The sequence below is a fragment of the Lysobacterales bacterium genome, from assembly GCA_016721845.1.
Lineage (GTDB): Bacteria > Pseudomonadota > Gammaproteobacteria > Xanthomonadales > Ahniellaceae > JADKHK01.
This window is the reverse complement of sequence record JADKHK010000005.1, coordinates 209,535-230,000: the sequence shown is the minus strand read 5'-3', so window position 1 is coordinate 230,000 and position 20,466 is coordinate 209,535. Positions and strand designations below refer to the sequence as shown.

22 protein-coding genes (1 of these 22 cut by a window edge) are annotated in these 20,466 nt (G+C 65.8%); 12 read left to right on the top strand and 10 right to left on the bottom strand.

Annotated features, from left to right (window positions below):
- Together IPP28_03455 and IPP28_03450 are read left to right on the top strand one after the other, a co-directional pair.
- Window positions 1-1,054, top strand: the 3' portion of a protein-coding gene (locus IPP28_03455) for a peptidoglycan DD-metalloendopeptidase family protein (protein MBL0040110.1). It extends 422 nt beyond the left edge of the window; only the last 1,054 of its 1,476 coding nucleotides appear in the window; the start codon falls outside the window, past its left edge; its stop codon occupies window positions 1,052-1,054.
- Complete coding sequence (locus tag IPP28_03450) at window positions 1,054-2,157, top strand: anhydro-N-acetylmuramic acid kinase (protein MBL0040109.1); 1,104 nt, start codon at window positions 1,054-1,056, stop codon at window positions 2,155-2,157. The genes IPP28_03455 and IPP28_03450 overlap by 1 nt, the downstream gene beginning before the upstream one ends.
- A gap of 3 nt (window positions 2,158-2,160) precedes the next feature.
- Here the strand turns inward: IPP28_03450 and IPP28_03445 are convergent, their stop codons facing one another.
- The gene (locus IPP28_03445) at window positions 2,161-2,409 is read right to left on the bottom strand and encodes a hypothetical protein (protein MBL0040108.1); all 249 of its coding nucleotides are present in this window, start codon (window positions 2,407-2,409) and stop codon (window positions 2,161-2,163) included.
- 101 nt (window positions 2,410-2,510) lie between these two features.
- Between IPP28_03445 and IPP28_03440 the strand changes: the two genes are divergently transcribed.
- Window positions 2,511-3,821, top strand: a complete 1,311-nt coding sequence (locus tag IPP28_03440; GenBank protein ID MBL0040107.1) for an MFS transporter — start codon at window positions 2,511-2,513, stop codon at window positions 3,819-3,821.
- Here IPP28_03440 and xth read toward each other — a convergent pair.
- Window positions 3,809-4,576 carry an exodeoxyribonuclease III gene (gene xth, locus IPP28_03435; GenBank protein ID MBL0040106.1) on the bottom strand — a complete coding sequence of 256 codons (768 nt, stop codon included), beginning with the start codon at window positions 4,574-4,576 and terminating at the stop codon, window positions 3,809-3,811. The two genes, IPP28_03440 and xth, sit on opposite strands and share 13 nt — an antisense overlap.
- Window positions 4,577-4,679: 103 nt before the next feature.
- Here xth and pyrE point away from each other — a divergent pair, with 103 nt between their 5' ends.
- Window positions 4,680-5,327, top strand: coding sequence for an orotate phosphoribosyltransferase (pyrE, locus tag IPP28_03430; GenBank protein ID MBL0040105.1), 648 nt, complete (start codon window positions 4,680-4,682; stop codon window positions 5,325-5,327).
- Window positions 5,328-5,347: 20 nt separating this feature from the next.
- Complete coding sequence (locus IPP28_03425) at window positions 5,348-5,983, top strand: DUF4124 domain-containing protein (GenBank protein MBL0040104.1); 636 nt, start codon at window positions 5,348-5,350, stop codon at window positions 5,981-5,983.
- Between the two features lies 1 nt (window position 5,984).
- On the opposite strand, the gene IPP28_03420 is transcribed toward IPP28_03425, so the two are convergent.
- Entirely contained in the window at window positions 5,985-6,665 is a 681-nt protein-coding gene (locus IPP28_03420) for a 2-C-methyl-D-erythritol 4-phosphate cytidylyltransferase (GenBank protein ID MBL0040103.1), read from the bottom strand.
- Between the two features lie 188 nt (window positions 6,666-6,853).
- Here IPP28_03420 and IPP28_03415 point away from each other — a divergent pair, with 188 nt between their 5' ends.
- The 4 genes from IPP28_03415 to IPP28_03400 all read left to right on the top strand — a co-directional run bounded on the left by IPP28_03415 (window position 6,854) and on the right by IPP28_03400 (window position 8,939).
- Window positions 6,854-7,384, top strand: a complete 531-nt coding sequence (locus IPP28_03415) for a hypothetical protein (protein ID MBL0040102.1) — start codon at window positions 6,854-6,856, stop codon at window positions 7,382-7,384.
- Window positions 7,385-7,552: 168 nt separating this feature from the next.
- Window positions 7,553-7,783, top strand: a complete 231-nt coding sequence (locus tag IPP28_03410) for a hypothetical protein (GenBank protein ID MBL0040101.1) — start codon at window positions 7,553-7,555, stop codon at window positions 7,781-7,783.
- 30 nt (window positions 7,784-7,813) lie between these two features.
- Window positions 7,814-8,299, top strand: a complete 486-nt coding sequence (locus tag IPP28_03405) for a tRNA (cytidine(34)-2'-O)-methyltransferase (GenBank protein ID MBL0040100.1) — start codon at window positions 7,814-7,816, stop codon at window positions 8,297-8,299.
- A gap of 88 nt (window positions 8,300-8,387) precedes the next feature.
- Window positions 8,388-8,939: an outer membrane beta-barrel protein gene (locus IPP28_03400; GenBank protein ID MBL0040099.1), complete on the top strand. Its 552-nt coding sequence runs from the start codon at window positions 8,388-8,390 to the stop codon at window positions 8,937-8,939.
- Window positions 8,940-9,002: 63 nt separating this feature from the next.
- Here IPP28_03400 and IPP28_03395 read toward each other — a convergent pair whose 3' ends face one another.
- The 4 genes from IPP28_03395 to IPP28_03380 form a co-directional block, all read right to left on the bottom strand.
- Window positions 9,003-10,019: an NAD(P)-dependent glycerol-3-phosphate dehydrogenase gene (locus IPP28_03395; protein MBL0040098.1), complete on the bottom strand. Its 1,017-nt coding sequence runs from the start codon at window positions 10,017-10,019 to the stop codon at window positions 9,003-9,005.
- Window positions 10,020-10,067: 48 nt separating this feature from the next.
- Window positions 10,068-10,559, bottom strand: coding sequence for a protein-export chaperone SecB (gene secB / locus IPP28_03390; GenBank protein MBL0040097.1), 492 nt, complete (start codon window positions 10,557-10,559; stop codon window positions 10,068-10,070).
- A gap of 99 nt (window positions 10,560-10,658) precedes the next feature.
- Window positions 10,659-11,096, bottom strand: coding sequence for a rhodanese-like domain-containing protein (locus tag IPP28_03385; GenBank protein MBL0040096.1), 438 nt, complete (start codon window positions 11,094-11,096; stop codon window positions 10,659-10,661).
- 111 nt (window positions 11,097-11,207) lie between these two features.
- Window positions 11,208-12,380: a DUF3667 domain-containing protein gene (locus IPP28_03380; GenBank protein ID MBL0040095.1), complete on the bottom strand. Its 1,173-nt coding sequence runs from the start codon at window positions 12,378-12,380 to the stop codon at window positions 11,208-11,210.
- Window positions 12,381-12,438: 58 nt separating this feature from the next.
- Between IPP28_03380 and IPP28_03375 the strand changes: the two genes are divergently transcribed.
- The 3 genes from IPP28_03375 to IPP28_03365 all read left to right on the top strand — a co-directional run bounded on the left by IPP28_03375 (window position 12,439) and on the right by IPP28_03365 (window position 16,128).
- On the top strand, window positions 12,439-13,842 hold the full coding sequence (locus tag IPP28_03375; GenBank protein MBL0040094.1) for an MATE family efflux transporter: 1,404 nt from the start codon (window positions 12,439-12,441) through the stop codon (window positions 13,840-13,842).
- Between the two features lie 34 nt (window positions 13,843-13,876).
- Entirely contained in the window at window positions 13,877-15,742 is a 1,866-nt protein-coding gene (gene sppA / locus IPP28_03370) for a signal peptide peptidase SppA (protein MBL0040093.1), read from the top strand.
- A gap of 71 nt (window positions 15,743-15,813) precedes the next feature.
- Complete coding sequence (locus IPP28_03365; protein ID MBL0040092.1) at window positions 15,814-16,128, top strand: DUF4156 domain-containing protein; 315 nt, start codon at window positions 15,814-15,816, stop codon at window positions 16,126-16,128.
- On the opposite strand, the gene IPP28_03360 is transcribed toward IPP28_03365, so the two are convergent.
- Genes IPP28_03360 through IPP28_03350 form a run of 3 tightly spaced genes read right to left on the bottom strand, consistent with a single transcriptional unit; the run spans window position 16,113 to window position 20,466 of the window.
- Window positions 16,113-17,594 carry a M20/M25/M40 family metallo-hydrolase gene (locus IPP28_03360; GenBank protein MBL0040091.1) on the bottom strand — a complete coding sequence of 494 codons (1,482 nt, stop codon included), beginning with the start codon at window positions 17,592-17,594 and terminating at the stop codon, window positions 16,113-16,115. The two genes, IPP28_03365 and IPP28_03360, sit on opposite strands and share 16 nt — an antisense overlap.
- Window positions 17,591-19,705 (bottom strand): hypothetical protein, encoded by a 2,115-nt coding sequence (locus IPP28_03355; GenBank protein ID MBL0040090.1) that lies wholly within the window; start codon window positions 19,703-19,705, stop codon window positions 17,591-17,593. Before IPP28_03355 ends, IPP28_03360 begins: the two co-directional genes overlap by 4 nt.
- Window positions 19,706-19,707: 2 nt before the next feature.
- On the bottom strand, window positions 19,708-20,466 hold the full coding sequence (locus tag IPP28_03350; protein ID MBL0040089.1) for an alpha/beta hydrolase: 759 nt from the start codon (window positions 20,464-20,466) through the stop codon (window positions 19,708-19,710).

The following is a 20,466-nucleotide window of genomic DNA, read 5'->3' as shown; positions in this document are numbered from 1 at the left end:
CTTCGCGAACATCGGCATCTCCTCAAGGCAACTCGCCCATCTGGTCGCTGCCGCGCCGAGTGCCGACAGCTTCACCCGCCTGCGTCCGGGCGACCGCATCGGCATTCGCCGTGACGCAGCCGGAACGCTGACCGCCCTGCAGCTGGATGTCGACAGCGACACCCGCCGCATCGTCGAAATCAATGGCGAGAAGGTCACCGAGCGCACCATCGAGCGTCCGGTGGAGAAGCGGATGCGCGTAGCTAGTGGCCAGATCGTCGGTTCCCTGTTCGGTGCAGGCGAGGAAGCCGGGCTCGACGACGGCACCATCATCAAGCTCGCGAAGGTGTTCGGCTACGACATCGACTTCGCGCAGGACCTGCGGCGCGGCGATCAGTTTTCGGTGGTGTTCGAAGAAATGTACCGCGATGGCGAAGTGTTGCCGGGCGGCGACATCATCGCCGCGACCTTCGTCAATCGTGGCCGCCGCTTCGACGCGCTGCGCTTCGAGAAAGCCGACGGCAGCATCGAGTACTACGATCAGGCGGGCCGACCACTGCGGAAAGCCTTCATCCGCACGCCGGTGGAATTCTCGCGTATCAGCTCTCGCTTCAGCTCCGCGCGCCGCCATCCGATTCTCGGCACGGTGCGCGCACACAAGGGCGTCGACTACGCAGCGCCCTCGGGGACGCCGATCATGGCCGCAGCCGATGGCCGCGTCGGCTTCGCAGGATGGAAGACCGGTTACGGTCGCGTCGTCATCATCGACCATGGTCGCGGCCATTCGACGCTGTACGCGCACATGTCGGGTTTCGGCAAGTCGGCGAAGGTCGGCACGCGCGTGCGCCAGGGCGACAACATCGGCTATGTCGGCATGACCGGGCTCGCGACCGCGCCTCATCTCCACTACGAATTCAGGATCAACGGCGTGCACCGAGATCCGCTCAAGGTGACCTTGCCGCCGCCAGAGCCACTTCCGGGTGCGCTGATGGCCAAGTTCCGCGCGGTCACTGCGCCCTACATCCGGCAACTGGCTCAGGCTGAACTGCGCAGCGCCACCGTCGCGCAGCGCTGATGGCCGCGCCGCTGTATCTCGGGCTGATCTCCGGTACCAGCGCTGATGCCATCGATGCCGCGCTGGTCGAATTCGATGGCGACACGCCCCGCACGCTCGCCACGGCGGCAACGCCTTATGCCTCCGACCTGCGCAAGCGCATCCTGGATCTCGCGCTGGGTCGGGAAGTCGCAAGCTTCGATCGCAGCGGCGAACTGGATGTCGAGATCGGCCACGCCTTCGCGGCTGCGGCCGAAGCCCTGATCGCCCAGAGTGGCGTCGACCGCACACGGATCCGCGCGATCGGATCGCACGGTCAGACGCTCTGGCATCGCCCGGACGCGGCCCATCCGTTCACGCTGCAGCTGGGCGATCCGAATGTGATTGCCGAGCGGCTGCGAATCACGACGGTCGCCGATTTTCGCCGCCGCGATCTGGCCGCCGGCGGACAGGGCGCGCCGCTGGCACCGGCCTTTCATGCCGCATGCCTGTCTGCACCCGGTGAAGCGCGTGCGGTGTTGAATCTGGGTGGTATCGCCAACCTGACCTTGCTGACGCCGGGCGCAGCGGTGCGCGGTTTCGACACCGGCCCGGCCAGCGGATTGATGGACGCCTGGTGCCACCAACATACCGGCGCCGCATTTGACCGCGACGGCGAGCTGGCCGGCCAGGGCCGAATCGATGCGGCACTGCTGGCGCGCTGGATGGACGATCCCTTTTTCAAGCGTCCGGCACCCAAGAGCACCGGTCGCGAGACCTTCCAGTTGCAATGGCTGCGCAAGCAATTGCGGGGTGGCGAGGCCGTCGCGGACGTGCAAGCGACCCTGTTGGCCTTGACGGCAAGAACGGTCGCCGACGCGCTGCGCCGGGAATGTCCGCAGGCGACGCGCGTGATTGCTTGCGGCGGCGGCGTTCACAATGCACGGTTGATGGCCGCGTTGCGAGATGTTTTGGCCCCCATCACACTCGAAACGACGGCGGCGCATGGCATCGATCCGGACTACGTCGAGGCCATCGCCTTCGCGTGGCTGGCGCGCGAGACGCTCGACGGTCGCCCGGGCAATCGTCCCGAGGTCACCGGCGCACGCGGACCGCGCGTGCTCGGCGCGATCTGGCCGGCCTGATCCTCAAGGCAGCTTCTCGATCGCGGCGATCGCGGCGCGAAGTGCCTCGGTCTCATCCTGACCCCAGGCGCCGGCCATGCGCGCGATGTCCTGCTTCGGATTCGCGACCAGCAAGGTCTCGGTGTCGAGCTTGAGCGACTGGCGCAACAATTTCAGCAACACGTCGTTGATCGGCATGTTGTTCAGCCGCGCAATCTCCTTGATGCGCTCGGCGACGTCATGGTCGATGCCGCGGATGACGATGTCTGGCACAGCGATGTCCTGATCCCGCCACCATGCTAGCCCGCCGCTTTCCGGCACTGCAACCGAATGTGTCGCTCCCGATCAACCGGCTCGGCTAGGATCGGCGGATGATGAATTCCACTCCCGCAGTCCCGGCCGCCGGCTCGCTCCATTCCTATCTCGAAAAGGCACCGCTCGGCGCGCTGCTGTTCGGCATTTCGTCGGGGTTTCCTTACGCGATGATCGGCGCGACGCTGACGACACGACTGGCGCAGGATGGCATCGACAAGAAGAGCGTCACTGCCTTCTCGCTGGCCTTTCTCGTCTACAACTTCAAGTTCCTGTGGGCGCCGCTGATCGACCGTGCGCCGCTGCCATGGCTATCGCGCTTCGGTCAACGCCGCTCGTGGCTATGGTTTTCGGCCGCGGCCGTTGCGGCAGCAGTATTTGCACTCGGTGCGGCAGATCCCGGCGCCAGCCTGACGTCGGTGGCCGTCGCCGCGGTCCTGGTCGGCGTGGCGGGCGCAACCTTCGACATCGTGATCGATGCCTACCGCATCGAAACCTTGGCACCCCACCAACTCGGGACCGGCTCGGGCATGTCGCAATACGGCTGGCGCATCGGCTCGACCGCGGCTGCCAGCCTGGCACTGGTTGTCGCGGGCAAGGCCGGCTGGAGCAAGGCCTACGCGCTGTGTGCGATGTTCGCGTTGCCGGCGGTATTCGCATCGTTGTGGCTGGGTGAACCGGTTCGCCATATCGTGCGTACAAGCGCAGGCTCATTCGCGGCCGCGGTCGATGCCGTGGTCGCACCACTGTCGGAATTCTTGCGCCGTCGCGGCGCCTGGCTGGTGCTGTTGTTCGTGTTGCTGCACAAGATCGGCGACACGCTGGCGAACCTGACCCTGCGCCTGCTGCTGAACGACCTCGGCTTCAGCAACGACGAGATCGCCACCTATGATGTCGGTGTCGGCTTCTTCGCGCTGATGGCCGGCATCTTCGTCGGCGGCGTGCTCTACGCGCGGCTCGGCATGAAGCGCGCAGTACTGATCAGCCTGATCCTGATGGCGGTGTCGAACCTGTCGTTTGCGTGGCTGGCCCATGTCGGCCACAGCAATGGCTTGCTGGCGTTCACGCTCGGCTTCGAGAACTTCGCCAGCGGCATCGGCGGCGTCGCGGTCGTGGCCTACCTCTCGGCGCTGTGCAACCTGGCGTTCACGGCGACGCAGTTCGCGCTGCTGTCGGCCACCGCGTCGATCGCCGGACGACTGCTGACCGGCACCACGGCGGGCGCCCTCATCGAATCCTTCGGCTACGTCAACTTCTATTTGATCAGCACCATCGCCGCGCTACCCGGCATCCTGCTGTTCGTCTGGATGATGCGTTCGGGACTGGTCGATCGCACGATCGAAGCGCGCGCCGCAACGGATCAATCCGCGTAGTCGACCACCACCGGGGCGTGGTCCGAGAACTTCGGCTCGGCGTGGATCGTGCACGCCTTCAAGCGCTCGCGCAGACTGGGCGTGAGCATCTGGTAATCGATCCGCCAGCCGACGTTTTTGGCGCGCGCGGCGCCGCGCTGCGACCACCAGGAGTAATCCTCGCCTTCCGGCTTCAGATGACGATAGGCATCGACCCAGCCACGCTCGCACAAGCCATTGAGCCAGGCACGTTCTTCGGGCAGACAACCGGAATTCTTCTGGTTCGAGGTCCAGTTCTTGATGTCGAGCCGCGAGCGCACGATGTTCCAGTCACCGCACAGCACGTAGTCGCGACCACTCTCGAACCACTGCGCAAAGATCGGCGCGATCCAGTCCATGACCTTGAACTTGAACTGCTGGCGTTCCTCGCCGGAGGAACCGGACGGCAGGTACAACGATACGACACTGAGATTGCCATAGCGCGCCTCGATGTAGCGCCCTTCCTCGTCGAAGGCGTCCCAGCCCAGACCAGTACGGACCTCGTCGGGCGCACGCCGCGTGTAGATCGCGACACCGCTGTAGCCCTTCTTCGTGGTCGCGTCGCGAAAATGTCGGTGGTATCCGGGCGGGGCAAACACGTTGTCGCCGAGCTGATCGACCTGCGCCTTGGTTTCCTGCAGGCAAAGCACATCCGGCTGCTGCGCCGCGAACCAGTCGAAGAATCCCTTGGTCGCGGCCGAGCGGATGCCGTTGGCGTTGAAACTGATGATACGCATGGGCCTGCACCTGTCCCGAATCGGCCCGCACCATAACCGATGCGACGCATCCTGCCGAGTGCGGGCATCGCTAGACTGCGCGCCTCGCTGACCGGAGTCGGACATGCTTGATCATCAACGTGAATTCCTGCAGCTCGCCTTGCATCATCACGTCCTGCGCTTCGGCGAGTTCGTCCTGAAGTCGGGGCGTGTCAGCCCCTATTTCTTCAATGCCGGACTGTTCAACGACGGCGCTGCAATTTCCGCACTCGGTCGTGCCTATGCGACGACGCTGACCGCCAGCGGGCTCGGCTTCGACATGCTGTTCGGCCCGGCCTACAAGGGCATCGCGCTGGCGACGACCGTCGCGATCGCGCTCGCGGATCACCACCACCGCAACGTGCCGCTGGCCTTCAATCGCAAGGAAGCCAAATCGCATGGCGAGGGTGGCGCGATCATCGGCGCACCGCTCGCCGGCAGGGTGCTGATCGTCGATGACGTGATCACCGCCGGCACCGCGGTACGCGAGGCGATCGAGTTGATTCGCGCCCAGGGCGCCGAGCCGGCCGGCGTGCTGATCGCGCTCGATCGCCAGGAGCGCGGCCAGGGAGAGCGTTCGGCGGTCGACGAGGTCCGCGCCGAATTCGGCCTGCCGGTCGTCGCCATCGCCGGCCTCACGGAACTGTTGCAATTCACGGAAGGGAATTCCGAACTGATTCAGCACCGCGCGGCCCTTTTGGACTATCGTAATCGGTATGGTGTCGCGGCCTGAAGCCGCTTTCGGAGTCGATCATGCGTGTATCGGTTTGGGTGCCGCTCCTAGTGCTCGGTCTGGCGATTGCCGCGCCGGCGTCGGCGGGCAAGCTGTACAAATGGGTCGACGAGAAGGGCAATGTCCATTTCAGCGACAAGGTGCCGCCGGAAGCGGCCAAGCTCGCGCACAAGGAGATGAACCAGTCGGGCATCACGGTGAAGGAAGTGGCGCGCGCGAAGACGCAGGAAGAACTGGCCGCCGAAGCCGCGCAGAAGATCAAGGACGAGGAAGCACGCAAGATCGCCGAGGCGCAGGCGCAGGCCGACCGGGCGTTGATGCTGTCCTACACCACCGTGGACGACCTGATCCGGGCGCGCGACCAGGAGCTCGGTGTGATCGATTCGAACATGGCCACCGCCAAGTTGACCATGGCCAGCCAGGAGAAGAATCTTTCCGACCTGCTCGCCCACGCCGCCGATTTCGAGCGCAGCAAGAAGCCGGTGCCGCAAGCCGTCAATGACTCGATCGCGCACGTCCGCGCCCAGATCGAAGCGCAACAGAAGTCGCTGATCGAACGCGAAAGCACCAAGGAATCGGTGCGCAAGGACTATGAAGCCAAGCAGCTTCGCTGGCACGAACTCTCGGCGCGGAACGCCAACACGCCAGCGCAGTGATTCAGGCTGCGGCGCGGGTCTGCGCCGCGAGCGCCTGCGCCAGCATCCAGTCGTAGACGTCACGAATCAGGAAGCCGCTGCGCCTGCCCTCGATCAGCCCGATGGCATGACCGAGCCGCAAGGTGAGTTCGCAGACCGTCATGCCGTCGGCACCCGCCGTGTGCTCGGCGGCGGCGAGGACTTCGGTCAGCAAGGCGCGTTCGAAGCCAAGCGGCCATTGCGTGGTCCAGTAGTGATCGGACGGTGTGGCCGACAGCACGGTTTCGCCCTGTGCACGGGCCAGGCTCATGCGGCCGCTCTGAAACACGCCCGCTGCTGGTCGCTTGCGCAATGCAGCCAGCACACGGTGACTGTCGCCGACGTCCGGGAAGGGTTGTGCAGCGCTGAACAGCAAGATGGTGGCGCCCCGGCAGACTTCCAGCGCGGACGACAATGCACTCATTCCGTCGCTGTCGGATACCCGGTGCAGACTGGCCGGCTCGAATCGATCGCCCACGGCCAGATCGTCTGCACCCACGATGCAGCACTCGTCCACCTCGGTCGGCATCAACCGAAGCTGCCGATCCAGCAGATGCTCACGGCCAAGCTTGAGGCTGGCGATCAGGGTGCCATCCGGCATTCGGCTGCGCGCGTCGATGATCGCGCTGACCTTGGCCTGCGTACGTTTCGCCTTGATCGCCATGGCACCGACTCCGGCATTGCGCTCGCCGCGCCGCTCCGAGATTAGTCCGGGCGCAGGCGCGTTATCGCAAACGATGGCAACAGGACGCGCGACGCTTTTGCGTGTCCGTGCATCCATGGAAGACGAGGCGGCTGACGCTGCCCGATCTGCCGCAGCGCGGCCCATCCCGATCCCGCAAGGAGTTCTTCATGCACACGTTTCCGCGACCTCTGCTCGCCGTTCTCGCCCTGATCGCGGCCGGCCCCCTGTTCGCTACCGACGCCACCCCCACACCGGCCATGACAACCGTACTGAAGCTGAAGAATCCCGATGGCGCGGTCGAGTCACTGCGCTTTGACGGTGCGCTCGCGGTCGGCGAAGCACGCGGCTACGAGACCGATGCCGGCACGCCGGTCCTCGTCACGCGCAGCGAGGACGGGCTTCGCATCGAGATGGCCGACAAGACCATCCAGGTCGCGCTGCCGGAGGCCGGCGACCACCACGCCGGTATCGAGGCCAACGTCGAGAAACAGGTGCGCATCGAGCGCCATGGCGAGCCCGCCAGCGAGACCAGGGTCGTGGTGCTGCGTCGCAATGGCGACGCGACCATCGACGATGCCGAAATCGACGCATTGATTGACGCCGATCCGGAAGCCCTGGCCGACTCGCCGGGCGACGGGACCGGCGAGCGCAAGGTGGTGATCGTGCGCAAGCACGTCGAGGAGCCTGCTGCGCAATGACCGCAGCGGTGTCCGCGCTGCTGTCCGGGTCCGGACAGCAGCGCGGTCCGGACATCGAACCAACACCGACCTGCCGTCATAAATCATTTGAAATCAATCGATTGAATGGATGACACGATTGGCACGGGAACTGCGTCAATCCGGCATACGACGATCATGGAGATGGCAATGTCCCGAGTTCATCCGTTCAAGCGCATTCCGGTGGCGGCCGCCGCCTTCGCGGTGCTGGGTCTCGCCCTGGCGGCAACCGCCGAACCCCTGCAGTCGATCGGCCCGGTCACCGAGGTGATCGTGCTGCCGCTGGCCGAGACCGCCGACACCGCACCCGCGGCGACGCGACGCGCCTGGCGCGACCAGTTGCCGGCGGTGATCGTGTTGCGACGCGCACGCCCGTCTTGAGTCGGGCATTCACGCCTCCATCTCGCGGCGATGTGGCATGTCGTGTTGTTCAATCCCGAGATTCCGCCGAACACCGGCAATGTCATCCGCCTGTGCGCGAATTCCGGCGCCCGACTGCACCTGATCCGCCCACTCGGCTTTGACCTCGACCACGCCAAGCTGCGCCGCGCCGGCCTCGACTATCACGAATTTGCGCGGGTCCAGGTCCATGACGATTTCGCCGCCTTTCTGGGCGACGTGAATCCGCCGCGGGTCTTCGCGCTCTCGACGCGCGGTCGCCGCTGTTATGCCGATGTGGCATTCGCGCCAGGCGACGCCTTCGTGTTCGGCTGCGAAACCCGTGGCCTGCCCGATACCGTCATCGATGCCCTTCCCGAATCCGCGCGCCTGCGGCTGCCGATGCAACCCGGAAACCGCAGCCTGAACCTCTCGAATGCCGTTGCGGTCATGGTCTACGAGGCGTGGCGCCAGAGTGGCTTTGCTGGCGCCGCGCTGAATGAATCCCTCCCTGCCTGATACGGATGCCGCTCAGACTGCGTACATGAGCAAGACAGCACCCTTCGCCCCGCCCACCGAATAGTGGGACACACCCATGGAGATCCACATGAACTTGAAGAAAATCGCGTTTGCCCTCGTCCTCGCCCTGCCGTTCGCGGCCAATGCCGGCGATCTCAGCTACTCCTACCTGCAGGCGGGTGCGACGCGCATCGATCCGGACGGCAGCGATGCCGAGAACGGCTTCGGCTTCGGCGGCGCCGGTGCGCTGACCGAGAACTGGCACGTGTTCGGCAACTACCGCTCGTACGACGTCAACGTGCTCAATACCAGTTACAACGTCGACGGCTGGAACGCCGGCTTCGGCTACAACATGGGCATCAGCGATTCGGCCGACTTCTTCGGCCGCGTGTCCTATGAAAAGGTCGACGCCGATATCGTCGACGGCAATGGCTGGGGCCTGGAAGCCGGCGTGCGCAACGCCTTCACCAAGCACTTCGAAGCCGGCGCCTCGCTGAAGTACATCGACCTCGAAGACGACAGCAGCACCGGCGTGGAACTTTACGGCCAGTACAAGTTCGGCGAGTGGGGCATCGTCGGCACGCTGAATCTCAGCAACGACGGCAACGAACTGTTCGTCGGCCCGCGCATCAGCTTCTGATCGCTCGCGCGACACTGCAATTCCGAAGCCCGGTCTCGCGACCGGGCTTTCGTTTTGCGGGACTCAGCGGAACAGGTAGTCCGGATACTCCGGCTTCTGCTCGCGTGCCAGCAGGCACTTCAGGCCTTCGTGCGGCGTGATTTCCTCGGCCAGCACGCGTTGCACCTGCTCGGTGATCGGCAGTTCGATGCGGTGCCGGCGCGCGATGCGCATCACCTCATTCACCGTCTGCACCGATTCGACCACCTGGCCGATCTCGCGCACCGCCTGCTGCAGGCCGACGCCGCGGCCGAGCGCCAGGCCGAGTCGTCGATTGCGTGACAGGTCGCCGGTGCAGGTCAGCACCAGATCGCCGACCCCGGCGAGCCCCATGAGGGTTTCGGGCTTGCCGCCGATCGCGACGCAGACGCGCAGCATCTCGTTCAAGCCGCGCGTGATCATGCCGGCTCGGGCATTCAGGCCGAGCTGCATGCCGTCGGCGACACCGGTCGCGACGGCCAGCACATTTTTCATCGCACCGCCCAGTTCGGCGCCGATCATGTCGCTGCCGGTGTAGGCGCGAAACGCCGGGCCATGCAGGCAGGACGCGATCTGGTCGGCAAATCCGGAATCATCGGAATGCACCGTCACCGCGGTCGGCAAGCCCAGCGCGACCTCGCGGGCGAACGAGGGACCGGTGACGACGGCGAGCGGCGTGCCGACCGACAGCAGCGACGCGGCGACTTCGTGCAGGAATCGTCCGGAGCCCGGCTCGAAGCCCTTGGTCGCCCATGCCACGCCGTCCGGCCGGGCGGCACGGAGCACGGGCTCTTCCAGCAATTCGCGGAAAGCGTGGCTGGGCGTAACGATCAGCCACAACGGACGCGCTGCGGCTTCGCTCAACGAGGCGGTGAAATTCAGCGATTCGGGCAGATCGATGTCGCCGAGATATCGGGCGTTGCGGCGCGTCGACCGCATTGCATCGATGGCCGCGCCGTCGCGCCCCCAAAGCAGGGTGTCGATGCCATGGCGGGCAAGCACGGCGGCCAGCGCCGTACCCCAGGAGCCGGCGCCAAACACGCTGATGGAGAGGTTCTGCATGACCGGATGCGCCCGCGGAACGCCCCGGCGCACCGGGGCGTCGCAGCCTCAGGCCGTTGCGGCGGCCTGCTGTTCCTGCGCACGACGGCGCATGCTTTCGGCGTAGATCTGGTCGAAGTTGACCGGCTGCAGCAGGAAGGGCGGGAAGCCGCCGTCAAGCACGAGGGCCGAGATCGCCTGGCGCGCATACGGGAAGAGCGTGTTCGGCGCGAAGGTGCCGAGCATGCCGTGCAGGGTCGCCGGATCGAAGCCGACCATGCCGAAGATGCCGGCCTGCTGGACTTCCGCGAGGTAAGCCGTCTTGTCGCTGATCTTGCAGGTCAGGGTGACCGTGAGCACGACTTCATAGACGTTCTCGCCAATCGTCTGCACCTTCTGATTGAGGTTCAGCTGGATGTTCGGCTGGCCCTGATCCTGAAAGATCATCGGGGCGTTCGGGGCTTCGAACGAGGAGTCCTTCACGTAGATTTTCTGGACGGCGACCTGCGCCATTTGCGGCTGGTCAGCGGCGCCATTGGCGACGGGTGCGGTATCGGTCATTGCAGACTCCGGTTGAAAGGTCGGAAAAAAGGGCGCGGATTATTCCACGGCCGGCCCGACGAGGCGAGCCGCTGCAGGTTTCACAGCGGAATGAAGGGTTTAGGCCTTGCCCTTGGCAAGGGGAAGGTCGGCGCCGGTCCAACTGGCGAGGCCGCCATCGAGCCAGTGCACCTTGGTGAAGCCGGCCGCCGACAACTTCGCGGCGGCGCTGGCCGAGGTCTGGCCACTGCGGCATACGACGATGACCGGCAGATCCTTCACCTTCGCCAGATCCTTGTGCTCGGGATCGAACTGCGCCATCGCGACATGCTTCGCACCGGCGATATGGCCGGCTTCGAATTCGTTGTTCGCGGACACATCGACCAGCAACGCGTTGTCGCGGTTGACGAGTCGGGTGAGTTCGGCCGGCGCGATCGCCTTGTAACGCCGCATCAGCGCCGAGAACTCGGTCGAAATGAGCATCAGCGCGACCAGCAGGAACAAGGTGACCAGGATGAAGTGATTGCCGATGAATTCGGGTAGACGTTCAAAAAACACGGGGTACTCCATCGCGACGGCCGGCGATTATCCCGGAGTGGGGCCGGATCACCAAACCTCAAGCGGGTTCGACGCGCCAAACGAGTACCGGCCAGCGGACATCGCGGAGGATCAAAGCGACGCCAGCGCCCAGAGCAGATTGAGGATCAGCCCGAACGAGAGCAGCACGGTGTAGACGATGCCGATGCAGAAATACTTGAGCAGGGTCATCGGCCAACCCTGTCCGTAGATGCGTTTCTGCGCCACCAGCAGGTACAGCGGGATCCAGCAGCTCACGACGAAAATCAGCAGTCCGACCAGACCGGGCAGCACGGGCCATTCGGCCGTCCATCCGGCGATCTGGTTCAGCAGCACCAGCAGCAAGATCGACAGGCAGAGAAAGCTGTGGCTGTGCAGGGCCACGATCAGATGCTCCATGTACAGCCGCCGCTTGAACACGAAGAATATCTTCAGCAGCAACGCGAACACCGGCAGGATCATCAGCAGGGCTTGCGGCGCGACGCTGAACATCGCCGCGACGAACTTGGCCGGATGCTTGTTCGCCTCGATCGAATTCGCGACCAGCATGCCGACCCGATCATTGAGCCAGGCATTGCCGGTCTCGCCGAGCCAGCCGACATGCACCGGGTTGTCGACCGGATGCCAGGGCTTGCTGCCGAAAATCGACACCCGACCGGGATTGGGATTGTCCGGCGTGACCGCCAGATCTTCCTCGGGCACGGCTGCGGCATCCCCGCCTTTCCCGTCGCGCGCACGCGCTCGTTCGGCCGCGACTTCGGCCGTGATTTCGCGACTCAACTCGTCGACCGCAGCATCGGGAAGCACGCCGCGCGCCTCCTGCAAACCGCGGATCGCGGCCTGTTCGCCGGCCGCGATCTCGGCTTCCGAGCGCGCCGGCGGGTCGCCGACGGAAACGCGGAAACCGTTGTCGCGACCCTCCTGGACCGGCGTCACCATCGACACCATCAGGAACGCGAGAACCGACATGAACAGGTACAGGCGCAGCGGCGTGACATAGCGCGTGCGCCGTCCGGCGAAGTATTCGTTGCTGAGAAAGCCCGGCCGGGTCAACAGGGGACCCAGCGTGCGCAAGGTACGCGTGTCGAGATTGAACACGCTGTCGAAGAAGTCCGCGATCAGCCCCGGCAGGTGCCGGATCATGCCTTTCTTCGGCTGCCCGCATGCATAACAAAACTCGCCCAGCATCGGCGCGCCGCAGTTCAGACAGGGTTGCTCGCTGCGGACCATCTCGACCGCGGATTCGTTGGACGTGCTCATCGGCATGGGTGGATTCGCTGCGTGGCCCGTAAGATAGAGCGCTGAACTCGAGGTCACAACGCCCATGCGGCAGAACACGCCATTCCGCGACGAACTGGGCGAAGTCGGACGACTGGCACTGCCACTGGTCGTTGGGCAGCTGCTGGCGATGCTGATGAATGTCGCCGATACCGTGCTCGGTGGCCATCATGGGCCGCACACACTGGCGGTGATCGCGGTCGGTTCAGCGGTGTGGTCGCTGGTGCTGATCGCCTGTCTCGGCCTGTTGTTCGCGATTCCGCCGAACGTGGCGCAACGTGACGGTGCCGGCCGCCGCGACGAGATCGCACCGTTGCTGAGTCAGGCGCTCTGGATCGCCTGGGCGATCGGCCTGACCCTGTTCATCCTCCTGCGCGCGGCCAGCCTCCTGCTCGACGTGATGGCGGTCGATCCCTCGCTGCGTGCGGACACCGCCGCGTTCCTGAAGGCGGCCTCGTGGGGCGCACCCGGCCTGGCCACCTTCTTCGCACTGCGTTTTTTCTGCGAGGGTCTCGGCTACACGCGTGCGACGCTGTACGTCAGCGCGATGGGATTGCTGGTGCTGATCCCGCTCGGTTACGGACTGATCTTCGGGCGTTTCGGCTTTGCCGAACACGGCGCCGTCGGGGCAGGCATCGCGCTGGCCTGCACGGTCTGGCTGCAGGCGGTGGCGATGGCGATCTTCGTGCTGCACCACCCGCGCTTCGCCGACCTGCATCTGCTGCGCGGCTTTTCGCGGCCGCGCTGGTCGCTGATCCGCGACCTGCTCGGCCTGGGTCTGCCGATCGCCATCATGATCCTGATGGAAGGTTCGTTGTTCGTGGTGACGGCCTTGCTGATCGGCTCGCTGGGCGCGAATGCGGTTGCCAGCCATCAGGTCGCGATCAATGTCGCGTCGATCACCTTCATGGTGCCGCTCGGCATCGGCATGGCCACGACCGTGCGCGTCGGTCATGCGGTCGGCGCGGGCGATGCACAACGGGCACGCCGTGCCGCCGAAGCCGGCTTGCTGCTGGCCATCACCGCACAACTGGTGTCGGCGACGATGCTGGCGGCGTTCGCGCCGCAGATCGCGGCGCTGTACACGGGCGACCTCGTGGTGGGCAGCCTGGCGGCGCAATTGATGGTCTACGCGGCGATCTTCCAATTCTCGGACGGGCTGCAGGTGGTCGCCGCATCGGCGCTGCGTGGTCTCAAGGATGCGCGAGTGCCGGCCCTGCTGACCGCGATCGCCTATTGGGGCATCGGCATGAGTGTCGGCTGGTATTGTGCGTTCCGACTCGGACGCGGCGCACCGGGCATGTGGATCGGCCTGATCGCCGGACTCACCGCAGCCGCCACCCTGTTGCTGACGCGCCTGTTCCTGCGCCTGCGCCGCCTGCCACGCGACATCGACGGCCTCGCCGCCGCAGCAGCCGATGGCGGCGTGCTTGAATCCGCACCGCATTGACCACACGCTTCCCGTCTCATTACCGGATCCGCCCATGAACGCACCCCAGAAAGGCCCCATCCGCCGCTTCTTCGGCGGACTCTTCCACGCCGTCGATTTCTCGCGACGACTGGTCATGAACGCGATCTTCCTGCTCGTGATGCTGATCCTGCTGATCGCGATCTTCGGCGGCGGCCATGGCGCGCTCGAACAGAAGACCACCCTGGTGCTGAATCCGCAGGGCGCGATTGTCGAGCAATACACTGCCGAACCGCTCGATCGCGCGCTCGGTGAATCGCTGGGCGATCCGGTCAAGGAAACGCGTCTGCGCGACATCACCCAGGCGCTCGAAGCCGCCGCGAAGGATCCGCACATCAGCCAGGTCCTGCTGATCACGCACGGCATCGCCGGCATCGGCCCGGCCAGCACGCGCGAACTCGCCGCGGCGCTGCGCACGTTCCGCAAGTCCGGCAAGAAACTCTATGCCTACGCCGACGGCTACGAACAACGCGGCTACCTGCTCGCGGCCCAGGCCGATGAAGTGCTGCTGCACCCGCAGGGCGCGGTGCTGCTGGAAGGTCTCGGTCGTTACCGTACCTATTTCAAGGATGCCTTCGACAAGTTCGGCATCGAGGCCCACCTGTTTCGCGTCGGTGAATACAAGTCGGCCGGCGAGCCCTACATCCGGTCCGATTCCTCGCCGGAAGCCGATGAAGCCGACCTGTACTGGATGAACGATGTCTGGTCGCGCCATCTCGCCGATATCGCCGAGGCGCGCAAGCTCGACGCCGCGACGCTGAAAGCGCAGATCGACGACTATCCGACCCTGCTTCACGCCGCGAACGGCGACCTGGCCCAGCTCGCGCTGTCGCAGAAGCTGGTCGATGCCCTGGTCACGCGTGATGAACTGGAAGCCCGGATCGCCGCCAGCGGTGCCGCCGGCGATGACGATCGCGGATTCCGCCAGATCGGTTTCATGGATTATCTGCAGCGCGTGAATGCCGTACCGCAGATGCCGGGGCGATCGGCCGTGGCCATCGTCGTGGCCGAGGGCGAGATCGTCGATGGCGATGGCGAGCCCGGCAGCATCGGGGGCGAGAGCACCAGTGCCCTGCTGCGCGAAGCGCGCGAAGCGGACGACGTGAAGGCCGTGGTGCTGCGCGTGAATTCGCCGGGCGGCAGCGTGTTCCCGTCGGAACTGATCCGGCGCGAAGTGGAATTGACCCAGGCTGCCGGCAAGCCCGTGGTGGTGTCGATGGGTGATCTTGCCGCATCCGGCGGGTACTGGATCTCGATGGATGCCGACCGCATCTACGCCGACCCGAGCACCATCACCGGCTCGATCGGCATCTTCGGTCTGTTCTTCAACGTGCCCGATGCCATGGGCAAGGTCGGACTGAATACCGACGGCGTCGGCACGACCTGGCTGGCCGGCGCCTTCGATCCGGCCCGCCCGCTCGATCCCAAGGTCGGCGCGATGATCCAGGACGTGCTCGACGCCGGCTATCGCGACTTCACCACCAAGGTGGCGGCCGCGCGCGAACAGGACGTGGCCGCGATCGATGCGATCGCGCGCGGACGGGTCTGGAGTGGCGCACAGGCCAAGCAGCATGGCCTGGTCGACGCGTTTGGCGGACTTGACAGTGCGGTCGCCGATGCGGCGAAACGCGCCAAGCTCGGCGCCGATCATGTGACCCGCTACATCGAGAAAACGCCCAGCCTGTTCGAAAGTTTCATGATCGAAGCCTCGCGTTCCGGTGCGACCGCGATGTTGCGCGAGCACGGATTGCTGACGCCACTGTCGCTGTTGCGCGAACCCGCCCGCACCGACCTCGCGCGGCTGCAGCGCCTGATGCACGCGCGTGCCGGCGGGGGTCTGCCGATTGCGATCCAGGCCCACTGCGAATGCGGCGTGCGCTGATCGGCGCGCGTTCATCGTCATGCCACCGTCGCGGGCTATGCTCGCGACGGTTTCCGCTCCGGAGAAGGTTCATGCGTCTGATCGTCTCGCTCGTATTGGTATTGCCGCTGATGGCCGCAGGTTGCACCTGGGTCGAACCGGATGCGGCCGGGAAGCAGGTGCAGGTCGCCTACGGCAAGAATCTCGGCGCGTGCACGTCGAAAGGCGACATCACGGTGTCGGTGAAACACAAGGTCGGCCTGTATCGACGCAATGACCTGAAGGTGCGTGACGAACTCGAATCACTGGCGCGCAATGAGGCTGCGCGCATCGGCGCCGACACCATCCAGGCCGCCGACGAGCCCTTGAACGGCGAGCAACGCTTCGGCGCCTACGACTGCCGCTGAGGATCGACTGCGCCGTCCGGCTGCAGCAACAACAGGTAGAAGCGCACCATCCGGACATATTCATCGATCGGGATGCGTTCGTTGTTGCCGTGGAAACTCGCCAGCAGTTCCGGCGTCAGCGTCACCGGCAGGAAACGGTAAAGATTCGGGGTCAACACCGCGTAATGGCGCGCATCGGTACCGCCCGACGTGACATAGGGCGCGACCACCAGATCGGATTCCGGCGACACACTGTGCAGCACGCGCTCGATGCGCAGAAATGCGGCGTCTTCCCAGGACGAGATCGCACTCGGTTCGCTGCGGAAGCCGTCATCCACCGCAATCTCGATGTCGGCGTCATCGATGGTGGTGCGCACATGCGCCAGCACGGCATCGATGCTGTCGCCGATGCGCACGCGGAAATTCACCACGGCCTCGGCCTGCTGCGCCAGCACGTTGTCCTTGATGCCGGCACGCAGCATGGTCGGTGCAGTCGTCGTGCGCAGGGTCGCGTCACTGGCCGGCTGCGCCGACAGCAGGCGCTCGACCAGCGGCGCGGTGATCCACAGATTCGACAACACCATGCGCTGCAGCGGATCGACATGCGGCGCGATGCGCCTCAGCATTTCCCGCTGCACCGATGAAAAATCCGCCGCGGGGCGATGCTCTTCGAGTCGCGCCACCGCACGCGCCAATCGGCCGATCGCGGTTCTGCGCGGCGGCATCGAGGAATGCCCGCCGCCATCGCGGGCGATCAGCCGCACGCTGACGTAACCCTTCTCGGCGACACCGATGGTCGCCAGCTGCTTGTCCGTTCCCGGAATCGCGCCGAGCGTGATGGCACCGCCCTCATCCAGCACGTAGGCCAGTTGCACGCCGCGTTCCTGCAGCAATGCGGCCATCGCGCGCGCGCCTTGCAGACCGCTGACCTCTTCATCGTGCCCGAAGGCCAGCCAGACATCGCACTCTGGCCGGACGTCGCGGGCCAGCAGGTAGTCGACCGCTTCCAGGATCGCCATCAGCGCCGACTTGTCGTCGATCGCACCGCGTCCCCAGACCGCACCCTCGGCGACGACACCGGCGAACGGCGGGTGTCGCCAGAGGGCCTCGGTGCCCGGCTCCACCGGCACCACGTCCTGATGCGCGGCCAGCAAGGTCGCCGCGCAATCGCTGCGGCCACGCCAGCGGTACAACAGGCTGGCGCCGCTCACGATCTCGCGCGTTAGCGCCGCGTGCACCCGTGGAAACTGCGCCTGCAGCAATGCATGGAGTTCATCGAAGCGCGCCAGCGAGGGCGCTTCCGGGGTGGCGCTCAGGGTCGGAATCGCCAAGGCTGCCGCGAGCCGCCGTGCCATCGCATCGGCCTCGAGCGTGGGTCGATACGGCTGTGCGGTGACGATCGGCACCGACACGCGCCACGCATTCAGCGCCATCACCGCCAGCACCAACGACAGCGCGATCAAGGCCGATCGCAGTACTCGCCTCATCGTGGCGCGCATGCCGTGCCGACGGCATCGGGCCGCGTCAACCGCACGAGGTCGCGCGTGAACGCGCCGTAGCGCGGATCGATCGCCGTGAACTGCAGCCTTGCATGATCGCAATCGGCGACGTCGAGGATCACGCGCCCGAACGGCGTGGTGGTGACGGCGGCGGCATCGAAGGCGTCACCGAAGCGCGTGCCCGCAGTGCGATGCAAGGGGATCTCGATGTGCCCCGCTAGCTCGAGCGCATGCCCGGTCAGCCACAGCGCATTGCCATCGAGGTCGTAGGTGAACCAGACGACGCTGGTCAGGCGTTCGAGCGGTGCACCGGACTGCTGGATCAGCCAGCCTTCGCCACTGCGCGACGGATCGAACCAGGTGCCGCTGTACTGCCAGTCGCGCGGATCGTCGACCCGATGCGAACTGCCGTCCGGCCCGACCGACAGGGCACGCTGCATGCGTCGCTGGCCACTGCCGAAAACCGCCGGCCCGCGATACCGCAGATGCAGGCGTGCGGCGTGGTTCGTGACGTCGGCGCCATCGAAGGCGAGATCGACGCTGCCCCAGGGCGCGGCGACCACGTCGACCGACCGAAACGCATCACCGAAGCGGGCGCCGCTCATGCGCCGCAGCACGGGAACATGGATGCCGTTCGCATCGATCTCGCCGACGCCACCGAGCCAGACCAGTCCCGCCGGCTCGCCTTCGGGCGCATAGGTGAACCACAGCACGCTGGCCTGACGTGCGTTGAAGCGTTCGATCAGCACGCCTTCGCCGGATCGCTCGGGGTCGAACCAGCTGCCGCTGATGCGCGCTTCCGCTGCACCCGCGTATGCGGCAGCGGTCGCATCGCGATCACGCATCGTGGTCGCGAGTGCCCCGACGGCCAGGGCCGGCGCGAACCGGCAGGGCCCGGGCCACCCCTGTGCGATTGCAGCGCTGCAGGCCGGGGCCAGCGCCGCCGTATCCGGCGCCGACTGCGGCTGCGCGATCCAGCCGCGCAACCGTTCCCAGCCCGCGACCAGTTCGGCCGCGCTGAAGCCGCAATGCGTGCCGGAAGATTCGTCGATCGGCACCGACACGAGCTTGCCGCCGTACCTGCTGCGCAAGGACTGCTGATGCGCGAGCCGCACCAGCTCGTCGCCATCGGTATGCAGCGAGACGATGCGCGTGGCGGCGCCGACCCGGCCATTCAGGGACGACGCGCGCGCGAAATCGAAAGCGGCGAGTGGATCGGCATCGACGCGCGGTACGCGCAGGTTGATCAATTCGTCGCCGTAGTCGACGCCGCGACTGCTGAACGGATTGCGCGCCGCAAGCTTGTCCGGTGCGCGCACCAGATCCCCGAGCGCGAACACCGAATACGCGAGGTTGTAGAGCAGGAAATCTTCGCTGGTGAAGGCGCCGAAACGCATCAGTCGCGCCAGTCGATCTCGCTGCGGCGATGTGCGCAGCCAGTTCGGCAGCGCGATGCCGGTGCATTGATGGATGCGGGCGTAGGTCTGCTGCACCGAACGCGAGCCGCTCAGGTCACCCATGCTGTCGGGAATATCGACGAGGTTCGTCGCCCAGGCCAGCGGCGCATCGCCATCCAGCAGTTCTCCGCCACCGACGCCTTCGCAGACGGCGTCATAGGCCAAGCGCAGGTCGAAAGCCGCATCCCAGCTGCGCGCACCCGCAGCCGGCGGGCACAACGCATAGACGCCCTTGGTCGACTCGAAGCCCGGCGACTCCGCCAGCTTGAGCGCGATCAGCCCGCCCATCGAACCGCCCATCGTGATCAACGCGCCCGGCGCGCCGTAATGCGTGGTGACGTACTCGACCAGATCGCGATTGTCCTGCGCCGCCGTGAACAACGCCCATCCCGATTGCGCATAGCCGCTGGCCGCGATCGCATAACCCTGCGCCAGTTGCAGATCGCGCAAGGGACCGAGGTCGGGGTTGTCGTCCGCATCCATGTCGAAGCCGTGCTGGTAGAGCAGCAGCGTGTCGCCTGCGTGCCACCCGTCCGGCACTGCCACGCGCACATGCGCACCGCTCGGAAGCACGGCGCTGATGTCGCTCGCCGCCCAGACCGGCGCAGTGACGAGCATCAGCAGCAGCGCAGCGGCGCGCATGCTCAAAGCGCGAACGCGTCCGGAAAGATCAGGCGCTTGAGACCGCGACGCTCGAACGGCCGCCATTCACCCTCGCGCTGTGCGAGGCGATCGGCGATCGCATACAGCGCCGCCGGATTGAAGCCGAGGCCGAGGTGGCTGGCCTTGACGACGATGTTCTCGGCTTCTTCCTGCGACTCCTGATGCGAGGCCTGCCACGGCACCACGCCGTCACTCTTGCTGTAGATCGACGTGCTCGGCACCGGGGGCTTCTCGCCGATGCGCGCCACCATGTTGGCATCGACGCGATGCCCGGAGACCATCCGGAAAATGCTGTAGGCGTTGTTCGCGCGCGGGTCGCCCTTGAACGGCGACCCCAGGGTGATCACCTGGCGCACGCATTCCGGTACCAGCTTGGCGATCTCGCGGGCATAGATGCCGCCGAGGCTCCAACCGATCAGGGTCAACTTCTTCTCGTGCTCGACGAACAGTTCCTCGACGCGCGCCCGGCAACCGGCCACGACGCCATGACGCGGCCCGAAGTTGAACCCTTGCTCCCAACCATAGGGATCATAGCCAAGTCGCCAGAGCAGGCTGCGCAGCACCAGGGTGCTGCGATCCGAGGCGACCAGCCCCGGAAACACCAGCACCGGATGACGTTCACCGCGCGGCAGGTGCTGCGTGTAGAACAGGTTGGCGACGCCAGCCGCAAATTCGTAGGGCGCGCGTGCTTCCAGTGCCAGCTTGATCAGGCCTGGGCGGGCGGCGGAATCGGGGGTGAT